General features: G+C 64.3%; 19 protein-coding genes. 11 read left to right on the top strand and 8 right to left on the bottom strand.

What is annotated here, in order from left to right; translation table 11 throughout:
• Nucleotides 1-23 precede the first annotated feature (23 nt).
• Complete coding sequence (locus IVB31_RS19915) at nt 24-422, top strand: MAPEG family protein (protein ID WP_247325454.1); 399 nt, start codon at nt 24-26, stop codon at nt 420-422.
• Between the two features lie 177 nt (nt 423-599).
• Complete coding sequence (locus IVB31_RS19910; RefSeq protein WP_247325453.1) at nt 600-1,370, top strand: outer membrane beta-barrel protein; 771 nt, start codon at nt 600-602, stop codon at nt 1,368-1,370.
• 148 nt (nt 1,371-1,518) lie between these two features.
• Here IVB31_RS19910 and argC read toward each other — a convergent pair whose 3' ends face one another.
• From argC to IVB31_RS19895, 3 genes are all read right to left on the bottom strand, one after another.
• Nucleotides 1,519-2,502, bottom strand: a complete 984-nt coding sequence (gene argC, locus IVB31_RS19905; protein WP_247325452.1) for an N-acetyl-gamma-glutamyl-phosphate reductase — start codon at nt 2,500-2,502, stop codon at nt 1,519-1,521.
• Nucleotides 2,499-3,167: an FMN-binding negative transcriptional regulator gene (locus tag IVB31_RS19900; protein WP_247325449.1), complete on the bottom strand. Its 669-nt coding sequence runs from the start codon at nt 3,165-3,167 to the stop codon at nt 2,499-2,501. The genes argC and IVB31_RS19900 overlap by 4 nt, the downstream gene beginning before the upstream one ends.
• A gap of 224 nt (nt 3,168-3,391) precedes the next feature.
• Nucleotides 3,392-3,922: a DedA family protein gene (locus tag IVB31_RS19895; RefSeq protein WP_247325447.1), complete on the bottom strand. Its 531-nt coding sequence runs from the start codon at nt 3,920-3,922 to the stop codon at nt 3,392-3,394.
• A gap of 272 nt (nt 3,923-4,194) precedes the next feature.
• Here IVB31_RS19895 and parE point away from each other — a divergent pair, with 272 nt between their 5' ends.
• The 4 genes from parE (at nt 4,195) to IVB31_RS19875 (ending at nt 8,711) form a co-directional block, all read left to right on the top strand.
• Complete coding sequence (gene parE / locus IVB31_RS19890; protein ID WP_247325445.1) at nt 4,195-6,237, top strand: DNA topoisomerase IV subunit B; 2,043 nt, start codon at nt 4,195-4,197, stop codon at nt 6,235-6,237.
• Between the two features lie 384 nt (nt 6,238-6,621).
• Nucleotides 6,622-7,404 carry an outer membrane beta-barrel protein gene (locus IVB31_RS19885; protein ID WP_247325444.1) on the top strand — a complete coding sequence of 261 codons (783 nt, stop codon included), beginning with the start codon at nt 6,622-6,624 and terminating at the stop codon, nt 7,402-7,404.
• Nucleotides 7,405-7,733: 329 nt separating this feature from the next.
• A complete protein-coding gene (locus tag IVB31_RS19880) occupies nt 7,734-7,919 on the top strand; it encodes a hypothetical protein (protein WP_027557870.1) in 186 nt (61 codons plus the stop codon).
• Nucleotides 7,920-7,940: 21 nt separating this feature from the next.
• Nucleotides 7,941-8,711 (top strand): glucose 1-dehydrogenase, encoded by a 771-nt coding sequence (locus IVB31_RS19875; RefSeq protein WP_247325443.1) that lies wholly within the window; start codon nt 7,941-7,943, stop codon nt 8,709-8,711.
• Nucleotides 8,712-8,786: 75 nt separating this feature from the next.
• Here IVB31_RS19875 and IVB31_RS19870 read toward each other — a convergent pair whose 3' ends face one another.
• The 3 genes from IVB31_RS19870 to IVB31_RS19860 all read right to left on the bottom strand — a co-directional run bounded on the left by IVB31_RS19870 (nt 8,787) and on the right by IVB31_RS19860 (nt 12,190).
• Entirely contained in the window at nt 8,787-9,650 is an 864-nt protein-coding gene (locus IVB31_RS19870) for an outer membrane protein (protein WP_247325440.1), read from the bottom strand.
• A 332-nt stretch (nt 9,651-9,982) separates the two neighbouring features.
• Nucleotides 9,983-10,756: an outer membrane beta-barrel protein gene (locus IVB31_RS19865; RefSeq protein ID WP_247325438.1), complete on the bottom strand. Its 774-nt coding sequence runs from the start codon at nt 10,754-10,756 to the stop codon at nt 9,983-9,985.
• A gap of 177 nt (nt 10,757-10,933) precedes the next feature.
• The gene (locus IVB31_RS19860) at nt 10,934-12,190 is read right to left on the bottom strand and encodes an FAD-dependent oxidoreductase (RefSeq protein ID WP_247325437.1); all 1,257 of its coding nucleotides are present in this window, start codon (nt 12,188-12,190) and stop codon (nt 10,934-10,936) included.
• A 120-nt stretch (nt 12,191-12,310) separates the two neighbouring features.
• Here IVB31_RS19860 and IVB31_RS19855 point away from each other — a divergent pair, with 120 nt between their 5' ends.
• On the top strand, nt 12,311-12,598 hold the full coding sequence (locus tag IVB31_RS19855; RefSeq protein ID WP_247325436.1) for a hypothetical protein: 288 nt from the start codon (nt 12,311-12,313) through the stop codon (nt 12,596-12,598).
• Nucleotides 12,599-12,630: 32 nt separating this feature from the next.
• On the opposite strand, the gene IVB31_RS19850 is transcribed toward IVB31_RS19855, so the two are convergent.
• A complete protein-coding gene (locus IVB31_RS19850; protein WP_247325434.1) occupies nt 12,631-14,145 on the bottom strand; it encodes a caspase family protein in 1,515 nt (504 codons plus the stop codon).
• Nucleotides 14,146-14,358: 213 nt separating this feature from the next.
• Here IVB31_RS19850 and IVB31_RS19845 point away from each other — a divergent pair, with 213 nt between their 5' ends.
• The 4 genes from IVB31_RS19845 (at nt 14,359) to fabA (ending at nt 19,069) form a co-directional block, all read left to right on the top strand.
• On the top strand, nt 14,359-15,324 hold the full coding sequence (locus IVB31_RS19845) for a helix-turn-helix transcriptional regulator (protein ID WP_247325432.1): 966 nt from the start codon (nt 14,359-14,361) through the stop codon (nt 15,322-15,324).
• Nucleotides 15,325-15,623: 299 nt separating this feature from the next.
• Nucleotides 15,624-17,210 carry a DEAD/DEAH box helicase gene (locus IVB31_RS19840; RefSeq protein WP_247325430.1) on the top strand — a complete coding sequence of 529 codons (1,587 nt, stop codon included), beginning with the start codon at nt 15,624-15,626 and terminating at the stop codon, nt 17,208-17,210.
• Between the two features lie 165 nt (nt 17,211-17,375).
• Complete coding sequence (locus IVB31_RS19835) at nt 17,376-18,443, top strand: GGDEF domain-containing protein (RefSeq protein ID WP_247325428.1); 1,068 nt, start codon at nt 17,376-17,378, stop codon at nt 18,441-18,443.
• Nucleotides 18,444-18,538: 95 nt separating this feature from the next.
• Nucleotides 18,539-19,069 carry a bifunctional 3-hydroxydecanoyl-ACP dehydratase/trans-2-decenoyl-ACP isomerase gene (gene fabA, locus IVB31_RS19830; RefSeq protein ID WP_247325426.1) on the top strand — a complete coding sequence of 177 codons (531 nt, stop codon included), beginning with the start codon at nt 18,539-18,541 and terminating at the stop codon, nt 19,067-19,069.
• A gap of 3 nt (nt 19,070-19,072) precedes the next feature.
• Here the strand turns inward: fabA and IVB31_RS19825 are convergent, their stop codons facing one another.
• The gene (locus IVB31_RS19825; protein ID WP_247325424.1) at nt 19,073-19,507 is read right to left on the bottom strand and encodes a TfoX/Sxy family protein; all 435 of its coding nucleotides are present in this window, start codon (nt 19,505-19,507) and stop codon (nt 19,073-19,075) included.
• Between the last annotated feature and the right edge of the window lie 128 nt (nt 19,508-19,635).

Here is a 19,635-nt window from a genome sequence, read left to right as displayed (position 1 = left end):
AGCGACGACAGAGGGACTGGACCATGACGCGTGAATTGTTCTGGCTGACACTGACGGTGATCCTGACCGGGATCCTCTGGATTCCCTACACCATCAACCGCTGTCAGATTCGCGGTCTCAGTGGCGCGATGGCCAATCCCTCGCGGGGCGACAAGCCGCAGTCGGAATGGGCCAACCGCCTGATGTTCGCGCATGACAACGCCGTCGAGAATCTCGTGCTGTTCGCGCCGCTGGTGCTGATCCTGAACGCGATCGACTATTCCTCGAATTGGACCGTCGTCGCCTGTGCCGTCTATTTCTGGTCGCGCGTCGCGCACCTGATCGTCTATGCGCTCGGGATCCCGATCTTCCGCACGCTGGCTTTCACCGTCGGCTTCCTCGCGCAGGCCGTGCTGGCGCTGGCGATCTTCAAGGTGCTTTGATCGCGCGCGGGAGAACTGCAACGAGGGGCTGAATCCGCGCGAAGGCGACCTCGCGGATGTTGGTGTTGCCCAAGAGCGACAGCGCGAGAGAATCAATCATGCGGGCGGCGGTTGCTACAGATTGCCGCGCATCCAGAGGTATATTCGCGCATCGCAATTGATCGATTCGGGGCAGCCATGAATTGGAAGTTGATATCCGCGCTCGGCGCGATCTCGCTCGCAACCGTCGCGACCCAGGCCAACGCCGCTGATCTCGCCGCCCGGCCCTACACCAAGGCGCCGCCGATGATTGCCGCGATCTATGACTGGAGCGGCTTCTACATCGGTGCCAACGGCGGCTATGGTTCGTCGCGCAAGTGCTGGGACCAGACGGTGGGCTTCGCACCCGGCGTTGTGGAAGGCTGCCATGATGCGACGGGCGCCGTCGCCGGCGGCCAGATCGGTTATCGCTGGCAGAGCAGCGCCTTCGTGTTCGGTCTCGAGGCTCAGGGCGACTGGGCCGACCTCTCTGGCCGGAATACCAGCACCGTGTTCGGCGTCGCGAACCGCACCCGCGTCGATGCCTTCGGCCTGTTCACCGGCCAGATCGGCTACGCCTGGAACAACGCGCTGCTTTACGCCAAGGGCGGCGCCGCCCTCACCCGCGATCGCTACGCTGGCATCGGTACGGGCGGCCTAGCCGGGGCCGAATTCGATCGCGCCGATGAAACCCGCTGGGGCGGGACAATCGGTGTCGGCGTCGAATACGGCTTCGCCCCGAACTGGTCGATTGGCCTCGAATACGATCACCTGTTCATGGGCCAGCACAACGTCAACCTGCTGGCCACAGGCCTGGCAGCGCCCGCTGCCGGCGCGTTCTCGCGCACCGAACGCATCGGACAGGACGTCGACCTGATCACCGCCCGCGTCAACTACCGGTTCGGCGGGCCGATCATCGCGAAGTACTGAGGTCGGGTGTCCCGGACGCGGCGCAGCGCTTAAGCGCTGCTCCGCCGAGCCGGGACCCAGAAAACTATCGTGAGCTGGGAGACATGGGCCCCGGCTCTGCAGCGCACCGCCAAGACGCGCTGCGCTGCGTCCGGGGCACGAGACTGCCCTACTCCTCCGGCAATCCCAGCATCAGCCGCATGTTCTGCACGGCCGCACCGGACGCGCCCTTGCCGAGATTGTCGAGCCGCGCGACCAGCACCGCCTGGTGATACTTGTCGCTGGCGAAGACGTAGAGCTCGAGTTGATTGGTCTCGTTGAGCGCCTCCGGCTCGAGCTTGCCACCCTTGGTCGCCTCGTTCTGCAGCGGCATCACCGAGACATATTTCGAGCCGGCGTAACGCTTCGCCAGTGCGGCTTGCAGCTCGGCACCGCCGGGCTTGCCCGGCAGCGTGTCGAGCTGAAGCGGCACCGAGACCAGCATGCCCTGCCGGTAGTTGCCGACCGAGGGAATGAAGATCGGCCGCCGTGTCAGGTTCGAATAAAGCTGCATCTCCGGCAGATGCTTGTGCTCGAAGCCGAGGCCGTAGAGCTCGAAGGACGGCGCGCTGCCGTCCTCAAAGCTCGCGATCATCGACTTGCCGCCGCCGGAATAGCCGCTCACCGCATTGACGGTGACGGGGTAATCCTGCGGCAGCAGGCCGGCATCGACCATCGGCCGCAGCAGCGCAATCGCGCCGGTTGGATAGCAGCCGGGATTGGAGACCTTCTTCGCCGCCTTGATCTTGCCAGCCTGGTCCGGCGCCAGTTCGGGAAAGCCATAGGCCCAATCGGGCGCGACCCGGTAGGCGGTCGAGGCGTCCAGCACCTTCGGGCCTGAGGGTCCCATGCTGTCGATGAGCGCGACTGTTTCCCTGGCGGCATCGTCGGGCAGGCAGAGGATGACGAGATCCACCTCCTCCATCAGCGCCTTCTTGGCCGCGGGGTCCTTGCGCTTGTCGTCGGCAATGGTCTTCACCACGACGTCGCTCTGAAGCTTCAGTCGCTCGTTGATGCCGAGGCCGGTGGTGCCGGAGCCGCCATCGACGAACACGGTGGCGGGCTTGCTCGCGGCGCCTGATGTCGGGGCCTTGGTGGTTTCCGTGAGGCTCATGGTGCGCTCCTTTCGAGCAGGTTGGTTTCGGTCGCGAAGGCTTCGGGCCTCACGTCCTGCATCAGTTGCGCGATCTCCCTGGCGTCGGCGTGGGCTTGCGCGCCGAGCGCATTGGCGATCGCCGTATAGTCGGCGTCGGACTTGTGCTGGTTGAGCTTGAAGCTGCCTTCGACCTCGTCAACCGTCATGACCAGACCTACGATCCCCTTCTTCAGCGCCTCGAGCCGGCCCGCCGTCATCTTGCCTGACGTCCACGGCTTCTTGGGCAACAGCCAACTCTCGAACTTCTCGCTCAGCGTGTCGATCTGCACCGCCAGTTCGTCGTCCGACAACAGCCGCACCGGTCCGGTCAAATGCACCGACTGGTAGAGCCAGGTTGGCACCTGATCCGGCGAGACATACCAGTCGGGCGACACATAGGCGTCGGGGCCGTTCACCGCGAGCAGCCAGGACGCATCACCACCCGCCAGCTTTAGCAGCGGATTGTGACGGGCGACATGAAAGGCGGCCTGCGGCGTGCCGTCAGCGGCATAGGTGAGATAGAACGGCAGCGGCGAGGCGACCGGTCTGTGGCCATCGAAGGCGCACATGGTGCCGAAGCCGCGCTCGTCGGCGAATTTCAGGCTCGCGGCGCGGTCCTGCTTGAAAAAGGGTGGCGTGTACATCGTGGTCTCCTGCTGGCCTCCTTGGGGGGCCGCCGGATCAGATCGCGCTGACAGGAGAGAGAATGCCGCGGATCGGATCCAGCGGCAAAGACGATGATCTCAAACGCGATCGACCGCCCAAACCGCAAGACTGCGGCGGCGGCGACGGGCGAACAGGATGGTCGCGGCGTTGATCATGGCGCGGGGCTATAGGGCCATCTGCGGTTTCCGTCAAGGTTTTGGTGTCACACCACCCGCCAGATCCATTCCATGATCTTCGCGATCACGTCGCCGAACAGCAACAGTGCCGCCGACCAGACCAGCGCCGAGACGAAATTGGCGGCCTGAAAACTCCAATAGGGCATCTCGAAGATGCCTGCCGCCAGCGGCACCGAGGCGCGCAAGGGGCCGAAGAATCGGCCGATGAAGATGCTCGGCACACCCCAGCTCCGGACGAAGGCCTCGCCCCTGGGCAGGAGTTCCGGATAGCGCGAGAGCGGCCACATCTGGGCGACCTGCTCCTTGTAGCGATAACCGAACCAGTAGGAGACCCAGTCGCCGAGTGCTGCGCCAATGCCGCCGGCGATCCAGATCGGATAGAAGCTGATGCCGCTGGCGCCGATCAGCGCCCCGATCGCCACCAGCGCGCCCCAGGCCGGGATCAGCAGCGAGATGAAGGCCAGCGACTCCCCGAACGCGAGCAGGAACACGATTGGAGCTGCCCAGGCCTGGTGAGCGCGCACGAAATCGGCCAAGGCGTGCGCAAACTGCTCCATTCAAAATAGCCTTCCCGCCCTGTCTCAAGGTGCTGCTCGATGAAAAGGACTGGTAAGCCAAGGACTTGTGTGACATCAAGTCACAAAGCCCGACACAGGCCGGACGACGGCGTCAAATTGCCGGGAGTTGGCGGGACTGCGGCGTAAAATCGCCGGGATTGGCTCCCAACCACGCGCCCGGCCGGCCCTGCGGTAACCTTTCCAACTCAGAAGTGGCATAGTCGCCCGAACCGATTCGCCGCTTATGCGGCCCTCAAAGTGCATCAAGACATATGTCCAAGCAATTGAAACCCAAAGCAAAAGACGATTTTTTCGGCGGCGACGAGCCGAAAGGACGCGCGCCCGCCAAGGCGCCGCGCGCAAGCGGGGCCGAAGCCGACTACACCGCGGCCGACATCGAAGTGCTCGAAGGCCTGGAACCGGTACGACGCCGGCCGGGCATGTATATCGGCGGCACCGACGAGAAGGCGCTGCATCACCTCTTCGCCGAGGTCATCGACAATTCGATGGACGAGGCGCTCGCGGGGCACGCGACCTTCATCGGGGTCGATTTGAGCGCGGACGGCTTCTTGACCGTGATCGACAATGGCCGCGGCATCCCGATCGACCCGCATCCCAAGTTCCCGAAGAAGTCGGCGCTCGAAGTCATCATGTGCACGCTGCACTCGGGCGGCAAGTTCGACTCCAAGGTCTATGAGACTTCGGGCGGTCTGCACGGCGTCGGCATCTCCGTGGTGAACGCCCTCTCCTCGCTGCTCGAGGTCGAGGTCGCGCGCAGCCAGAAGCTCTATCGCATGACGTTCGAGCGCGGGCACCCGAAGGGCAAGCTCGAGGATCTCGGCAAGGTCAATAACCGCCGCGGCACGCGCGTGCGCTTCAAGCCCGACACCGACATCTTCGGCGCCAAGGCCGCGTTCAAGCCGCAGCGCCTGTTCAAGATGACGCGCTCGAAGGCGTATCTGTTCGGCGGCGTCGAGATCCGCTGGAATTGCGCGCCCGAGCTGCTCAAGGGCGTCGAGGACGTGCCGGCGGAAGCCACATTCCACTTCCCCGGTGGCCTCAAGGATTATCTGGCGGCCGCGATCCACGCCGACACGCTGGTGCATCCCGACATCTTCTCCGGCAAATCGGGCCGCAACGGCGCGCACGGCGCCTGCGAATGGGCCGTGGCCTGGACCGCGGATGCCGACGGCTTCCTCTCCTCCTACACCAACACCGTGCCGACGCCCGATGGCGGTACGCACGAATCCGGCCTGCGCAGCGCGCTTCTGCGCGGCCTGAAGGATCACGCCGAGCGCGTCGGCCAGGGCAAGCGCGCCTCGTCCATCACCTCGGAAGACGTGATGGTGGGGGCAGCCGTGATGCTCTCGGTGTTCGTGCGCGAGCCTGAATTCCAGGGCCAGACCAAGGACCGTCTCGCCACCGCCGAAGCGCAGCGTATCGTCGAACAGGCGATGAAGGATCCGTTCGACCATTGGCTGTCGGGCAATCCGAACATGGCCAACCGGCTGCTGGACTTCGTGGTCGACCGCGCCGAGGACCGGCTGCGCCGCCGCCAGGAGAAGGAGACCGCGCGCAAGAGCGCCGGCAAGAAGCTTCGCCTGCCCGGCAAGCTCGCCGACTGCAGCGATGCCGGCCTGGACGGCTCAGAGCTCTTCATCGTCGAGGGTGACTCGGCCGGCGGCAGCGCCAAGCAGGCGCGCGACCGCAAGACCCAGGCCGTGCTGCCGCTGCGCGGCAAGATCCTCAACGTCGCCTCCGCCGGCAAGGACAAGCTGACGGCGAACACGCAGCTCGCCGACCTCGTGCAGGCGATCGGCTGCGGCATGCTCGCGCAGTATCGCGAAGAGGATCTGCGCTATCAGCGCATCATCATCATGACCGACGCCGACGTCGACGGCGCCCACATCGCTTCGCTGCTGATCACCTTCTTCTACCGGCAGATGCCGCGGCTGATCGACGAAGGCCACCTCTTCCTGGCCGTGCCGCCGCTCTACAAGCTGACCAACGGCACGAAGTCGGTCTACGCCCGCGATGACGCGCACAAGGCAGCGCTGATCAAGAGCGAATTCAACGCCAACGCCAAGGTCGAGGTCAATCGCTTCAAAGGCCTCGGCGAAATGATGCCGGCGCAGCTCAAGGAAACCACCATGGATCCGGCCAAGCGCACCATGCTGAAGGTGGTTCTGCTCGCCGACGACCGCGACACCACCGCAGATTCCGTGGAGCGCCTGATGGGCACCAAGGCTGAGGCGCGCTTCGCGTTCATCTCGGACAAGGCCGAGTTCGCCAATGAGGATCTGCTCGACGTCTGAAGCCGCGCCCTCCGTCAAAAGCCCCGGCCCAAGTCCGGGGCTTTTTTCATTTGTGATGACGATTCGGCATTTCCGGCCGAGTCGGCCAGCGACTCACCGGCGCCAAGGCTGAGGCAGGATTGCCTCCATTTCAGACAAAGTCGGATTTGCTAACGAAACCCTACCTGAAAGCCAATCTCAGACATCGACGTAAGATGTTGTTTCGACGTTGATTTCTAGAATCCAACCGATCACGCCCCAAATCTCCACCGCGCGGCGTTTCCCGGCGACTGTGCCTGCCCTGCAACAGCATTTCGGTGGAAAGCGTCTATAGTCCGGGCATCAGATCACTAGGACTTCAGTGCGCTCGCGCCTGCCGGACCGACCAAAGCTTGGGGATTTAACATGAAGAAGATTTTGCTCGCACTGACCGCGGTTGCCGCGATGACCGGTTCGGCCTCGGCGGCTGACCTCGCTGCCCGTCCCTACGTCAAGGCTCCGATGGCTGCTCCGGTTGCCAACTGGACCGGCTTCTACATCTTCGGTGGCGGCGGCGGCGGCCTCTCGAACTCCGACCAGTCCGTCCAGACCACCGTCGGCGCGGTTCCGCTGACGATCGCCCAGCGCCAGGGTGGCTCCGGCTGGTTCGGCACCGTCGGCCTCGGCTATGACTGGCAGTTCAGCGGCACCTGGGTCGCCGGCGTGTTCGCTGACGGTCAGTTCGGCAGCATCCGCTCCACGGTGCAGGATCCGACCTTCGGCCTCACTGGCAATCAGAAGCTGGAAGATTCCTGGGCCGCTGGTGTCCGCCTCGGCTGGCTCGTCGCTCCGAACGTGCTCTCCTACGTCAACGGCGGTTACACGGGCGCCCACTTCGGCCAGACCAATTTCATGACCCTTGCTGGCGTTCCGGCCGGTGTGCATCTCGGCAGCTACAACCGCAACGGTTGGTTCGTCGGCGGTGGCGTCGAGAACAACCTGAACATCTTCGGCATCCAGTCTCCCGGCTGGTTCATGAAGACCGAGTATCGTTCGGCCTTCTACGATGCCAAGACCCAGAACGAGCTGTTCGATGTCGGCAACCTGCCGGTCGGTAACAGCATCCGCGCCAACAGCTGGAACCAGACGATCTCGACCTCGCTGGTCTACCGTTTCAACTGGACCGGTCCGGTCGTCGCCAAGTACTGATCTGACCTAACCGTTCAGACGTCAAAGCCCCGGCATCGCCCGGGGCTTTTTCGTTGTGCAATGCTTGTTGCGGCCGATGCCTACCTTCAGGCTGATTCTCCATCGTCACCCTGTCGACATCCGTGATCGCCTCGCGAACGGCCCGATGGCTGAGTCGTCTCTGCTGACATGACGATCTTGCGCACGGACATGCGTGCTCCCGCCTGTCCTGCATCCCCAGCCATTGTATCTGAACCGTAGCTACGGCTAGTCTGCGGGAAGTTTTCGTGGCCTGCGGCGATAATTCAAGCCGTGGATTGCGACAGAAGCAGATGAATGGGGAGGAATGCATGCGCAGATTTCTGCTTGTAGCAGGCCTGTTTGCTCTCGCCGTCGGGCTGCTCTGGATCGGCCAGGGCACGGGCACCGTCCCTTGGCCGCGATCGAGCTTCATGGTCAACCAGCTGCAATGGGCGGGCTATGGCGCAGCCATGGCCGGCTTCGGGCTGGTGCTGATCTGGCAGAGCAACCAATAGAAGAAACCAGGGAATACAAGCATGACATCCAACCGGTTCGATCTCCGCGGCAAGGTCGCGATCGTCACAGGAGGCAATGGCGGCATCGGGCTCGGCCTGGCGCATGGCCTCGCCGACGCCGGCGCCGATATCGCCGTGGTCGGACGCAACGAAGCCAAATCGGCCGCGGCCGTCACTGACCTCAAGGCGCGCGGCGTGAAGGCGATTGCCGTCACCACCGACGTCACCGACAAGGCCGCGATCGCCGCGATGGTCGAGCGTGTCGTCAGGGATCTCGGCCGCATCGACATCCTCATCAACAATGCCGGGATGAGCATCCGCAAGCCCCCGCACGAGCTCGAGCTCGACGAGTGGAATACGGTGATCAACACCAACCTCACCAGCGCCTTCCTGTGCTCGAAGCTCGCCTATCCGGCTCTGAAGGCGTCCGGCAACGGCAAGGTGATCAACATCGGCTCGATGATGTCGATCTTCGGCGCGAGCTTCGCCACCGCCTACGCGGCCAGCAAGGGCGGCATCGTGCAGTACACACGCGCCTGCGCCAATGCCTGGGCGCCCGACAACATCCAGGTCAACGCCATCCTGCCGGGCTGGATCGACACCGACCTCACGCGTGGCGCACGCAAGCAGGTCGATGGCTTGCACGAGCGCGTGCTGGCGCGCACGCCCGCGGGACGCTGGGGCGACATCGACGATTTTGCCGGCATCGCGGTGTTTCTCGCCTCGCCCGCGTCGAACTTCGTCACGGGCACCGCGATCCCCGTCGACGGCGGTTTCTCGGTGATGGCGTAGGCCGCCGCTCGCCTCATGAAAAAGCCCCGGCGCGATGCCGGGGCTTTTGAAGTTGCGCCCTGCTCTCGGGAGAGATCAGTATTTGGCGACGACCGGCGTCGCGAAGTGATAGTTCACGCCGACACGCGCGACATGTTCGCGGACACGCAGATCGGTCTGATAGCTGCCGCCCGGCGCAACCTGGGGCGGCGAACCGCAGACAGCCACGTTGACGCAAGCATCCGTGTAGCTGGCCTTGCCGAGATCGACATAGAGATATTCAGCCTTGACCGACCAGTTCTGCGCAAACATCCATTCGCCGCCGCCGCCGACGGTCCAGCCAAACCGGGTCTGATCGAGTGATCCGGCGTAGGTGTCCGGCGTCGTCGTGAAAGCCACCGCCGACGCCGACTTGACCTGGCCGAACGCGAGGCCGCCCGTTCCATAGATCAGGAAGTTCGGGGCAGCCGCGATACCAACGCGGCCGCGCACCGTTCCGAACCACTGCAGCTTGTCAGTCTCGGCGTGGAGCATCGTGCCGGCCAATGGCGCGACGAGCGGACGGGCGACGGCAACGCCGTCGTTGACGCCGTTATAGTTGATGTCGCCTTCGACACCGAAGACCCATCGCTCACGCTGCCAATTGTAGCCCGCCTGCACACCGCCGGTGAAGGCTGCCTGGTTCAACCGGTTCGAGTCAGAACGGATCGGGTTGGCCGCGGGGCCGCCGCCGCACGTCACGGAGGTGAGGAAACAGCCGGTCGGAAAAACGTCGGCTCGCGAGTCGTTCCAGGTCCCGCCCAAGTTGAGACCGACATAGCCGCCGGTCCAATTATAAACGACTGCCGGCGCCGCCATCGGGAGTGCCTTTACGGCCATGTCGGCAGCAGAGGCCGTTCCGGTGATTCCAATCGACACAAGCGCAGCAGCGCCAAGTCCCCACACCAATCGCGTTTTCATTGCCAATCCCCTTTATCAAAATAATCAGGCCAGCATTTATGGACGCCTGTTCGCGCTAGCCCAGCCGGAATGTCGCACCCGATCAGGTTCCTTGCCACTTTGTCCCGGTTTGTTGCAGAAGTGCCACATAAATGTGCAAACAGTGCTTACCTATTGCACTTGTATGCACATTAGCGGTCATATTACAGGCCAGTTATCCACCAGCGCCGCCGGCGCTCGGACAGCGACTCGCATTAAAATCGACGCAAAAAAGAAGCCCCGGACAATGCCGGGGCTTTTGAATTTGGGTCGTGATCGTCTTTTGTTGCTTGCTTGGTCGTTCGTTGACGCCCTCAGTAGCGGGCGATGACCGGCGCGTCGAACTTGTAGCTCGCGCGCACGACGGCCCATTGGATGTCACGCGGCTTGGCATCGAAGCTGTAGTTACCGGAGGTGCCGCCGAGCTGATAGGTCTGGCTGGCAAAGGCTGCGTAATTGTACTCGAGGCCGACGATCCAGTTGCGGGTGATGCCGTATTCCCAGCCGGCGCCGACGGTCCAGCCGTTGGCCCAGTGGGTCTGACCGCCGGAGCCGGTGGACGGGTTCGGAACGGTGTCGCTCACCGAGAGACGGTTGTTCACGCCGGCATAGCCGCCCTTGATGTAGAACAGATTGTTCTGCACGGCGAAGCCCGCACGACCGACGACGGTCGCGAGCACGTTGGCGCGCCACGAGAACACATCGTCGAGGCCGAGGCCGAACGTGGTGTTCCTGCCCGAGCCGTGGTTGTCGAGGCCGGAGAGAGTGCCTTCCATGCCGAACACGTAGTTGTTGGCCTGCCAGTTGTAGCCGATCTGGGCGCCGCCCATGATGCCGGCGCCGCGCTGACGAAAGCCCTCGCCCGGAGCGAGGTCACCAAAGGGCGTGGTGTTCGCGGTGTTGCTCCATCGCTCGTTGGTCCAGGCGCCGCCGATGTGGCCACCGACATAGAAGCCGGTCCAGTTGAACATCGACTCCATATAGGCCGGCGCCTTCGTGTAGCGCGCACCGAGATCGGCGGCGGAAGCAGCACCGGTCGAGACCAGAGCGGTCGTGCAGGCGAAGGCGGCAATCAATTTGTTACGCATGGTACACCCCGTGTCCTTTGATGGGTGCACGCTCACAGACGGTTCTTACTAAAATTGGAATCAACAAAGTTAACGCGCGGATGGGCACGCAGCGGCCGGCGAATCCCTTTGCGCTGTTGCACGCACGCAACGCGCGAACCGCAGTTTAATCCGGCGTTATCCCTACCGATCCCTGCACTACGGTGCCGGCGCTTCTTTCGACTGCACATGCTCGGGCCGCACGCCGAGCGCGAGCAGGCGCGCCGGAATGCCCTGCAGCCATGGCAACGCGGTGATCAGGCGCACGATCAGCGGCACCTTCAGCGGCCGGTCGCCGCCCTGCAAGGCACTGCTGATGATGTTGTTCTGCACGACCACCTGGATCGCCTGCGTCATCTTCACCGGGAACGCGCGCCGGCGGCGCACGGCATCGAGCTCGTCCTCGGACGGGCAGCCGTGCTGAAGCTTGTCGGCGAGCAGGTTCGCGGTCGCGACCGCATCCTGCACGGCGAGATTGACGCCGACGCCACCGACCGGCGACATCGCATGCGCGGCATCGCCGATGCAAAGCAGGCCCGGCCGCGTCCAGCGCTTGAGGCGATTGATCGCGACGGTAAGCAACTTGACATCGTCAAAGCTCGTCACGTCGGCAATGCCGCTCTTCAGGATTGGCGCCATGCGCACGACGTCGTCGCGCAGTGCCTGCAATCCCCTCGCCTTCACCGCATCGTACTGTCCTTTGGCGATGACATAGGCGCATTGCCAGTAGTCGCCGCGGTCGAAGTTGACCATCATCTTGCCGGACTCGATGCGTGCGAACAGGTTCTCGGTCTCGTCCGCCTTGCGGCCGACGCGGAACCAGAGCACATCCATCGGCGCGCCGACCTCCTCGACCACGAGACCCGCGCGCTCGCGTACGGTCGAATGCCGGCCGTCACAGGCGATGGTGAGATCGGCCTCGATGTCCACGATGCCGTCCGGCGTCTTGGCCCGCACGCCGGCGATCGTCTCGCCCCGGCGGATCAGGTCGACGGCTTCCGCGCTCATCAATACCTTCAGCGAGGCGAAGCGCCGGCCGGCCTCACGCAGGAAATTCAGAAAGTCCCATTGTGGCATGAAGGCGATGAAGGGGTACTTGGTGCGGAGCCGGCTGAGGTCGGCGATGCGCACCGGCGTACCGCCGAACAGGCCGTCCATCGTCTGCAAGCGCTGGTGCGGCAATTTCAAAAAGCCGTCGATCAGGCCGAGCTCGTCCATCACCTGGAGCGTCGAGGGATGCACGGTGTCGCCGCGGAAGTCGCGGAAGAAATCCGCGTGCTTCTCCAGCACCACGACATCGATGCCGGCGCGCCCCAGGAGATAGCCTAGCATCATACCGGCAGGTCCGCCGCCGACGATGCAGCACCGGACTTTGACGGCGGAACCTTGCGGAGCCTGCGACGCCTCTGGATTCATGGCCTTGCCCTCGTTTACGACTTAAGTTTTCTGTGCAGTGCAGCAAACAGGATTCATTTGCCGCAATGGCGAATGGCCGTTAGCGTCGCCGTAAATTACGATTGATTTCAGGAAATTGCAGTGCGGACTATCCTTATCGTGCTCGGCGTCTGGATCTTGATCAACGTACTTTTCGTCGTGATCATGATCCCGCCACGCAAGCCGCGAAAGCCGGATCCGCGGCAGACGGGTGCGCTCGCGCCCGTGCCGATCGACCGGAACAGCTATCCGTTCGAGGAGCAGGAGCAGCTGCTGCTGCGCCACGTCATCATCTCGATCGCGATGGGCGCGTTCTTCTCGCTGGCTCCGCCCCTGATCGAGGCCGTCGAGTCCATCAAGCGCCTCATCAGGAAGCGCCGCGGCGGGTAGCGGAAACGCGCGCGACGCCTCCGCCCGGGTCGTCAGTTGTTGCTGCGGTTCGCGCTGCGGAAACTCTTGATCTCAGACACGCTGCCGTCGCGGTAGGTCAGCTCCACCGAGATGAACTGCGTCGCCGGCGCGAGCTTCATGTAGAGCGGCATGCCGGCGCTGATCGCGCTGGGGTCGCGCATGTCGCAGCCCGGCATCTTCAGCACCTGATTGGGCACGGCGGTGTCGATGCCGATGCGCACCTCGCGGATGGCGCATCGGTAGGACACCAGGTGCGTGTAATAGACGAGCAGCCCGTTGAACTCGCGGAACGACAGCCAGCTCGTCGCGGTCATGTCGAGGATCTTGCGCTGGTCGCGGATCAGCGCTGCCTCGGGATCGAACCTGATCGGGAACGGCCCCTGCATGTCGCCCGACTGGTCGACATAGCGGACCTCGATGGTGCCGGCCGCAGCGTCCGGCGGCAATTGGATCGACGGGTTCGGCATCCGCTTGCGCGTGCGCGGGTCGAGCGTGTCGATGAAGCCGGTCTCGCGGAAATCGGCATTGCCGGCCATGCGCCAGGAAATACCGAGCGTCGGATCGGCGAAGGAGAACACCACGCTCCAGCCGCCATTGTGGCGCGAGAAGCTGGCGATCGGCGCGTTGGTAGTTTCCTCCTTCGGCACGCGGGGCACGGACACCGGCGGCAGCGCCGCGACTTGCTGCGGCGGCGGATCGGCCGGGCGGGCGGCCGCGTCCTTGGCGCTGCCGCTGAGGAAGACGTCGTCGACCATCTGATCGAAATAGACCGGCACCTGCCTGTGCTTGACGGTGTCGGCCATCTCGCTGACGAGACGGCGCGTGCGCTGCGCCACCTGCACCAAGTTCTCGCCGGGCTGGAGCAGCTCCTTGGCGAAGGTGCGCGTGAACACCGAATTGGGATTGGAATCGTCATTGGAGAGGCGGTCGAGCGCGGTCTGGCGGGGACCTGCGGAGAAGACCGAGAACACGCCTTCGGGCAGCTGCACCATCGGGGCAAGCCCGCCGCCACCGGAAACGGCGCGCGTGCCCTTGCGCTCGAACGGATTGTTGCGGCAGGCGTCGAACACCAGGATCGAGGTCCGCGCCTTCTTGTTCTGGAGGCGCTCGACGATGCGGTCGGCAAGGATCGAGGCGTCACGCACCAGCTCTTCCTGCCCTTCCGTGGCCGCCGGCACGTCCGTCGGCAGCAGATAGTTCTGGCCGGCGATCTCGAAGCCGTGGCCGGCATAGAAGAAGAACGCGGTGTCGCCGGGCTCGATCGCCCGATCGAAGGCAAGCAGCGTTTCGGAGAATTGCTGCCGGCTCTGGTTCTCGGCGACCATCACCGAGAATCCGAGCTGCTTCAGCGTATCGCCCATCGTGCGGGCGTCGTTGACCGCCTTGAGCAGTTTCGGGACGTTTCTGTAGTCGTTGTTGCCGACGACCAGCGCGACGCGCTTCTCCGCGCAGGCGGGGAGCGCGAAACCACTCAGGCTCGCCGCGAGGCCAAGTGCCGCCAGAATTCTGAAGAGCCGACGCGCCATCGAAAAATTCCCTCAAGAACGGCCCACGCCGACTCGCTCGAACGGCGGTTCATTGGAACCCCGCCGTTGATGTGATAGTCGGCCCAGCCATATCGCCGGTTCAACAGTCCTGAGGACTGAGGTCTGTCGTTTAGCCTATGGCAGATCCCGCCGGAATCTGCTTTTTCTTGGGCCAATTCTTGTGCGCGATTCCGCTGGAAGCGAGGGGCCGCCGTGTATCGCTGGTGCACCGACGAGGTCGAGCCGCACGACCGCTTCGACTTTTGGCGCGAGGTGCGCGCCAAGGGCCTGTTCGGCGTCACCGCCGAACTCGAGCCCGAACGCCGCGCGGACTTCTTCGGCGAATTCTCGGTGCGCCAGCTTGGCGGAGCCGGCCTCGTCGAGCTGAAGGCCTCGCCCTACACGGTCGAGCGCAGTACGTCCGATATCGCGCAAGCGCCAGGCGACAGCATCTGCGTCTATCAGCAGCTCGGCAGCGGCGGCTGGTTCGGCGGCATGCGCGGCAGCGACTTCGCGATCGCCAATGGCAGCTTCGCCACCAGTCATACCGACCTGCCCTATCGCACCGCGCCGCTGGGCGCAGGTGGCTTCCATCTCCGGATCCTGAAGATTCCCGTGAGCGGCCTCGCCACGCAGGACAAGCGCATGCGCGAGCTTGCGCCCCGCACGTTCGACGATCCCGGCCTGGCGCCACTGCTCGACGCCTGCTTCGCCGATCTCGGCGAGGCCGCCGCAGGTGATGACGGCGCCGCCGATGCCGCTTCCCTGGTCCAGGCCTTGGCCCATCTGGCACTGATCGAGCGCGGCATCGTGCGGCCCGGCAGCCGCCTCGGGCAGGCCGCGCTGCGGACCGCCCGCCTCTCCCAGGCGCGGCGTCTGATCGCGCGCCACCTGCAAGACCCGGATCTGGCGCCGATGAGGGTGGCCGACCTGCTCGGCGTCTCCGTGCGTCACCTGCACATGCTGTTCGAAAGCGCGGCAAAGAGCTTTTCGCAGACCGTGACGGACCAACGCCTGAAGCAGAGCCGACGCCTGATGCGCGAAGCGCCGGACCGGCTGATCGCTGATATCGCGACCTCCTGCGGCTTCGACAGCCTGGCGACCTATTATCGGGTGTTTAACGCCGCCTATGGCATGGCCCCCGGCGACTTCCGGGCCCGCGCTCCGGAGCCGGGTTAGCGGCCGTTGGGGCCGCTCCGGCAAACCGCTGGATTGGGCGAAAAACCGCAGCCTGGCCCGCAATTTGAGCAAAACTCCAAGCTTTTTAGGGCCTTCCCGCGGCTGCTCCATTGACTTTGGCCGATTCCCGCCTATGTTCCGGGGCGACGCGGCTCGGTATCGAAGAGCGATTCCTGAGCTTGGCGCTTTGTTCGCGTGAGTCAGCACCCCCAGCTTCTTTGAGAGCGCGCCGTTTCGGGGTGGAACGCGACAGCCTTAATTACCCTCGATTCCGAACGGCGGTTTCGAGCAGAGGCTCAATGTCCTTTTCAGATCTCGGACTATCCGAAAAAGTTCTCGCCGCAGTGGCGGCTACCGGCTACACCACCCCGACCCCCATTCAGGAACAGGCGATCCCCCACGTCCTCGCTCGCAAGGACGTGCTCGGCATCGCCCAGACCGGCACCGGCAAGACCGCGGCCTTCGTGCTGCCGATGCTCACCATCCTCGAAAAGGGTCGCGCCCGGGCGCGCATGCCGCGCACGCTGATCCTGGAGCCGACCCGCGAGCTTGCGGCGCAGGTGAAGGAAAACTTCGACCGCTACGGCGCTGGCCAGAAACTCAACGTCGCCCTGCTGATCGGCGGCGTTTCCTTCGGCGACCAGGATGCCAAGCTGACGCGCGGCGTCGACGTGCTGATCGCCACTCCCGGCCGCCTGCTCGACCACACCGAGCGCGGCGGCCTGCTGCTCACCGGCGTCGAGTTGCTCGTCATCGACGAAGCAGACCGCATGCTGGACATGGGCTTCATCCCCGACATCGAGCGCGTCTGCAAGCTCGTTCCGTTCACACGGCAGACCCTGTTCTTCACCGCGACCATGCCGCCGGAGATCCGGCGCATCACCGAAACCTTCCTGCACAATCCGCAGAAGGTCGAGGTGTCCAAGCCCGCCACCACCGCCGTCACCGTCACCCAGTGTCAGGTCCCGGCCGGACGCGAGGCACATGAGAAGCGCGAGCTGCTTCGCCAATTGCTGCGCGGGGCCAAGGATCTCCAGAACGCAATCATCTTCTGCAATCGCAAGCGTGATGTCGCCGTCGTTCACAAATCGCTGCAAAAGCACGGCTTCAGCGTCGGCGCGCTGCACGGTGACATGGACCAGTCGGCCCGCACGGCGGCGCTCGAACAGTTTCGCAAGGGCGAGCTACCCCTCCTGGTCGCATCCGACGTCGCCGCCCGCGGCCTCGACATCCCCGAGGTCAGCCACGTCTTCAATTTCGACGTCCCCCACCATCCCGACGACTATGTTCACCGCGTCGGCCGCACCGGCCGCGCTGGCCGGTCCGGCATGGCGATCTCGCTCGTCACGCCGCTCGACCAGAAGTCGATGGTGGCGATCGAAAAGCTGATCGGCCAGAGCATTCCCCGCGCCGAAGGCGATTACGAAGTCCGCACCGAGGCTTCCGATGCGGGCGAGCGCCCGCGCGAGCCGCGCGGCCGCGAACGTTCCCGCGGCGGACGCGGCAAGCCGCAGCGTGGTCGCGATCGTGAGCGCAGCCACGAGCCGCGCGAACCGCGTGGCGAGGCACAGCCTTCAGCCGAAACACGGGTCGCTCCCGAGGCAAGGTTGGCTTCCGAAGCAAGACCCGCTTCCGAAGCAAGGCCCGCACGCGAGGCAAGACCTCCGCGCGAAGGCAGGCCTCCGCGTGATGCAAGACCTCCGCGTGAAGCCAAGCCATCATCCGAGCCGCGTGACGGCGCGCGCCAGCAGGCCAATCCGTCGCATGTGCCGTCGATCGGCCGTCCCGAGCCGCGCCGTCAACGCGAGCCCGACAGCGAGCCGGGCGATCATTCGCATCTGCCGGCATTTCTGCTGCGACCGGTTCGCTCCCCCGCCGGCGCCTGAAGCGCGATGCGCGCCATGATTTGGTTGAATAAGCCTGGCGCGCAATTTTTTGGATGTATTCCCCTACGTATATTTACGGGTCGTTCACGATCGTCCGTTAGCCTACGAACATAATTTAAGTATTGCTGCGGTCGGCGGCGCGCCGATCGCTGTGGGGTATGTTCCGTGGTCAAGGTGCTCGACGAACACGAACGCACGATGGCGTTCGCCGAGGTAGCGCTCGGTCAGATCCGATCGCTCCGGCAGACGGCAATTCCCCGCAATTACGAGATCTGGTACGTCTACGCCACCGGCTACAACGCCGCGCTCAACAAGATCATCAACGAGACGCTGGCGCGAAGCGGCAAGCTGACCGAAGCCGATCTCGAGCAGATCTACGAGACCTACCTCTCCCACATCAAGACCACCGAGCGCATCGACAAGGTCGGCGCGCGCGTCATCGGCGAGATCGACGACGTCATGAAGGTTCTCGGCCACGCCCTCGGGATGACCGGCTCCTACGATGCCAGCCTGTCGGGCGCGACCGAAAAGCTGTCATCGGCCAAGAGCCGCGACCAGATCAAGTCGATCGTCGAGACACTGCTGCGCTCGACCAGCGAGATGCGCGAGACCAACAAGGCGCTGGAAGGCCGGCTGACGCTGTCGAAGAACGAGATCAGCAATCTCCAGCAGAGCCTGGAGGCGATCCGCGCCGAGAGCCTGACCGACCCGCTGACGGGCCTCGGCAACCGCAAATATTTCGATCGCATGATCGACATGGCCGTGCAGAGCGCACTCGTCTCCGGCGAGCCGCTGTCGCTACTGCTGGTCGACATCGATCATTTCAAGTCGTTCAACGATTCCTACGGTCATCTCACCGGCGACCAGGTGCTGCGGCTCGTCGGCCTGTCCCTGAAGCAGACCATCAAGGGCCAGGACATCACCGCGCGCTATGGCGGCGAGGAATTTGCGGTCGTGCTGCCCAACACCGCGCTGCGCCAGGCCCTCACCGTGGCCGATCACATCCGCCGCGCGGTGATGGCGAAGGAATTGAAGAAGAAGTCCACCGGCGAAATCCTCGGCCGCGTCACCATCTCCGTCGGCGTCTCCATGCTCAAGCAAGGCGACGACACCGATGCGCTGATCGAGCGGGCGGATGCCTGCCTCTACGCCGCCAAGCGCAACGGCCGCAACCGCGTGATCTGCGAAGCCGATCCGGAATTCGCGGTCGAGACCCACAACCGGGTGGCGTGACGAAGCTGCACGCCATCGCTCGCGCTTGACATTCCGACCTGACCAACGACATCTCCCTCGCCGCCCGATTGCGAGCATCCGGAGGATTTGTCGTCTTGCCCAATCCCCATGATTTTCATGCGCCGCAACCGTCCTACAAGAAGGACGAACTGCTGCGATCGAGCGAAGGCGGCTATTTCGGCCCGGGCAACGCGCAGTTGCCGGCGCCGCCCATGCTGATGATGGATCGCATCACCGAGATCAGTCTGAACGGCGGCGAGTTCGGCAAGGGCCATATCGTCGGTGAACTCGACATCACGCCAAGCCATTGGTTCTTCGATTGCCACTTTCGCGGCGACTCCATGATGCCGGCTTCCTTGGGACTGGACGCCATGTGGCAGATGATTGGCTACTGGCTGGGATGGTCGGGCTCACCGGGCAAGGGCCGCGCCATCGGCGTCGGCGAGGTGGAGTTCACGGGATCCATCACACCGGACACACGATGCGCGCGCTACCAGGTCGCCATGCGCATGGTCCGGCGCGGCAAGCTGGTGCTCGGGATTGCCGACGGTCGCGTGCTCGCCGACGGCGCCTGCGTCTTCACGGCCAAGGATATGAGGGTCGGCCTGACCAAGGCCGTGGATTGATCCTCAAGCCCCTCGCTTAGCCCGCTTGCGAACCGGGCTTTTTTTGCTCGCCTTCTTCGCTGCGGTCGCGGGCTTGGTGACTTTTCTCGCCGGCTTCTTCGTTGCCTTCGGCCGCTTCTTCACCTTGGCGCGCTGGGCGGCGGCGAGCGCTGCCCTCGCCCATTGCGCAAGCTCCTCGGAATCGTCGAACAGGCGGGCCGGCAGCTCCCAATAGGAGTTCACCAGCACGGTCTTGGCGCGGGTCGAATACTGGAACGGCTTTGAGCCTTCGGCCTCAAAGTCCGGGATGGTGATCTCGTCGGCGCGGAAAAACAGACCGGCGCGCAAGGCCAGCGCGAAGTTGATGCCGTCGGCGGAGATGCCGTAGCCGGAAAACATTTTTCGGATGGCGACGGGGCCGAAATCGGCGAACAGGTCGATCAGGAATTCGCGGTCCATGGGCGCACTCTCGTGCCCCGGACGCAGCGCAGCGTGTAACGGTGCGCTGCAGAGCCGGGGCCCAGCCGTCTTGCACTGGCGATCATAGCGTGGGTCCCGGCTCTGCGCAGCAGCGCAAGCGCGCTGCA

The organism is Bradyrhizobium sp. 21, from assembly GCF_023073335.1.
GTDB lineage: Bacteria > Pseudomonadota > Alphaproteobacteria > Rhizobiales > Xanthobacteraceae > Bradyrhizobium.
This window is presented reverse-complemented; position numbering and strand designations above follow the sequence as displayed.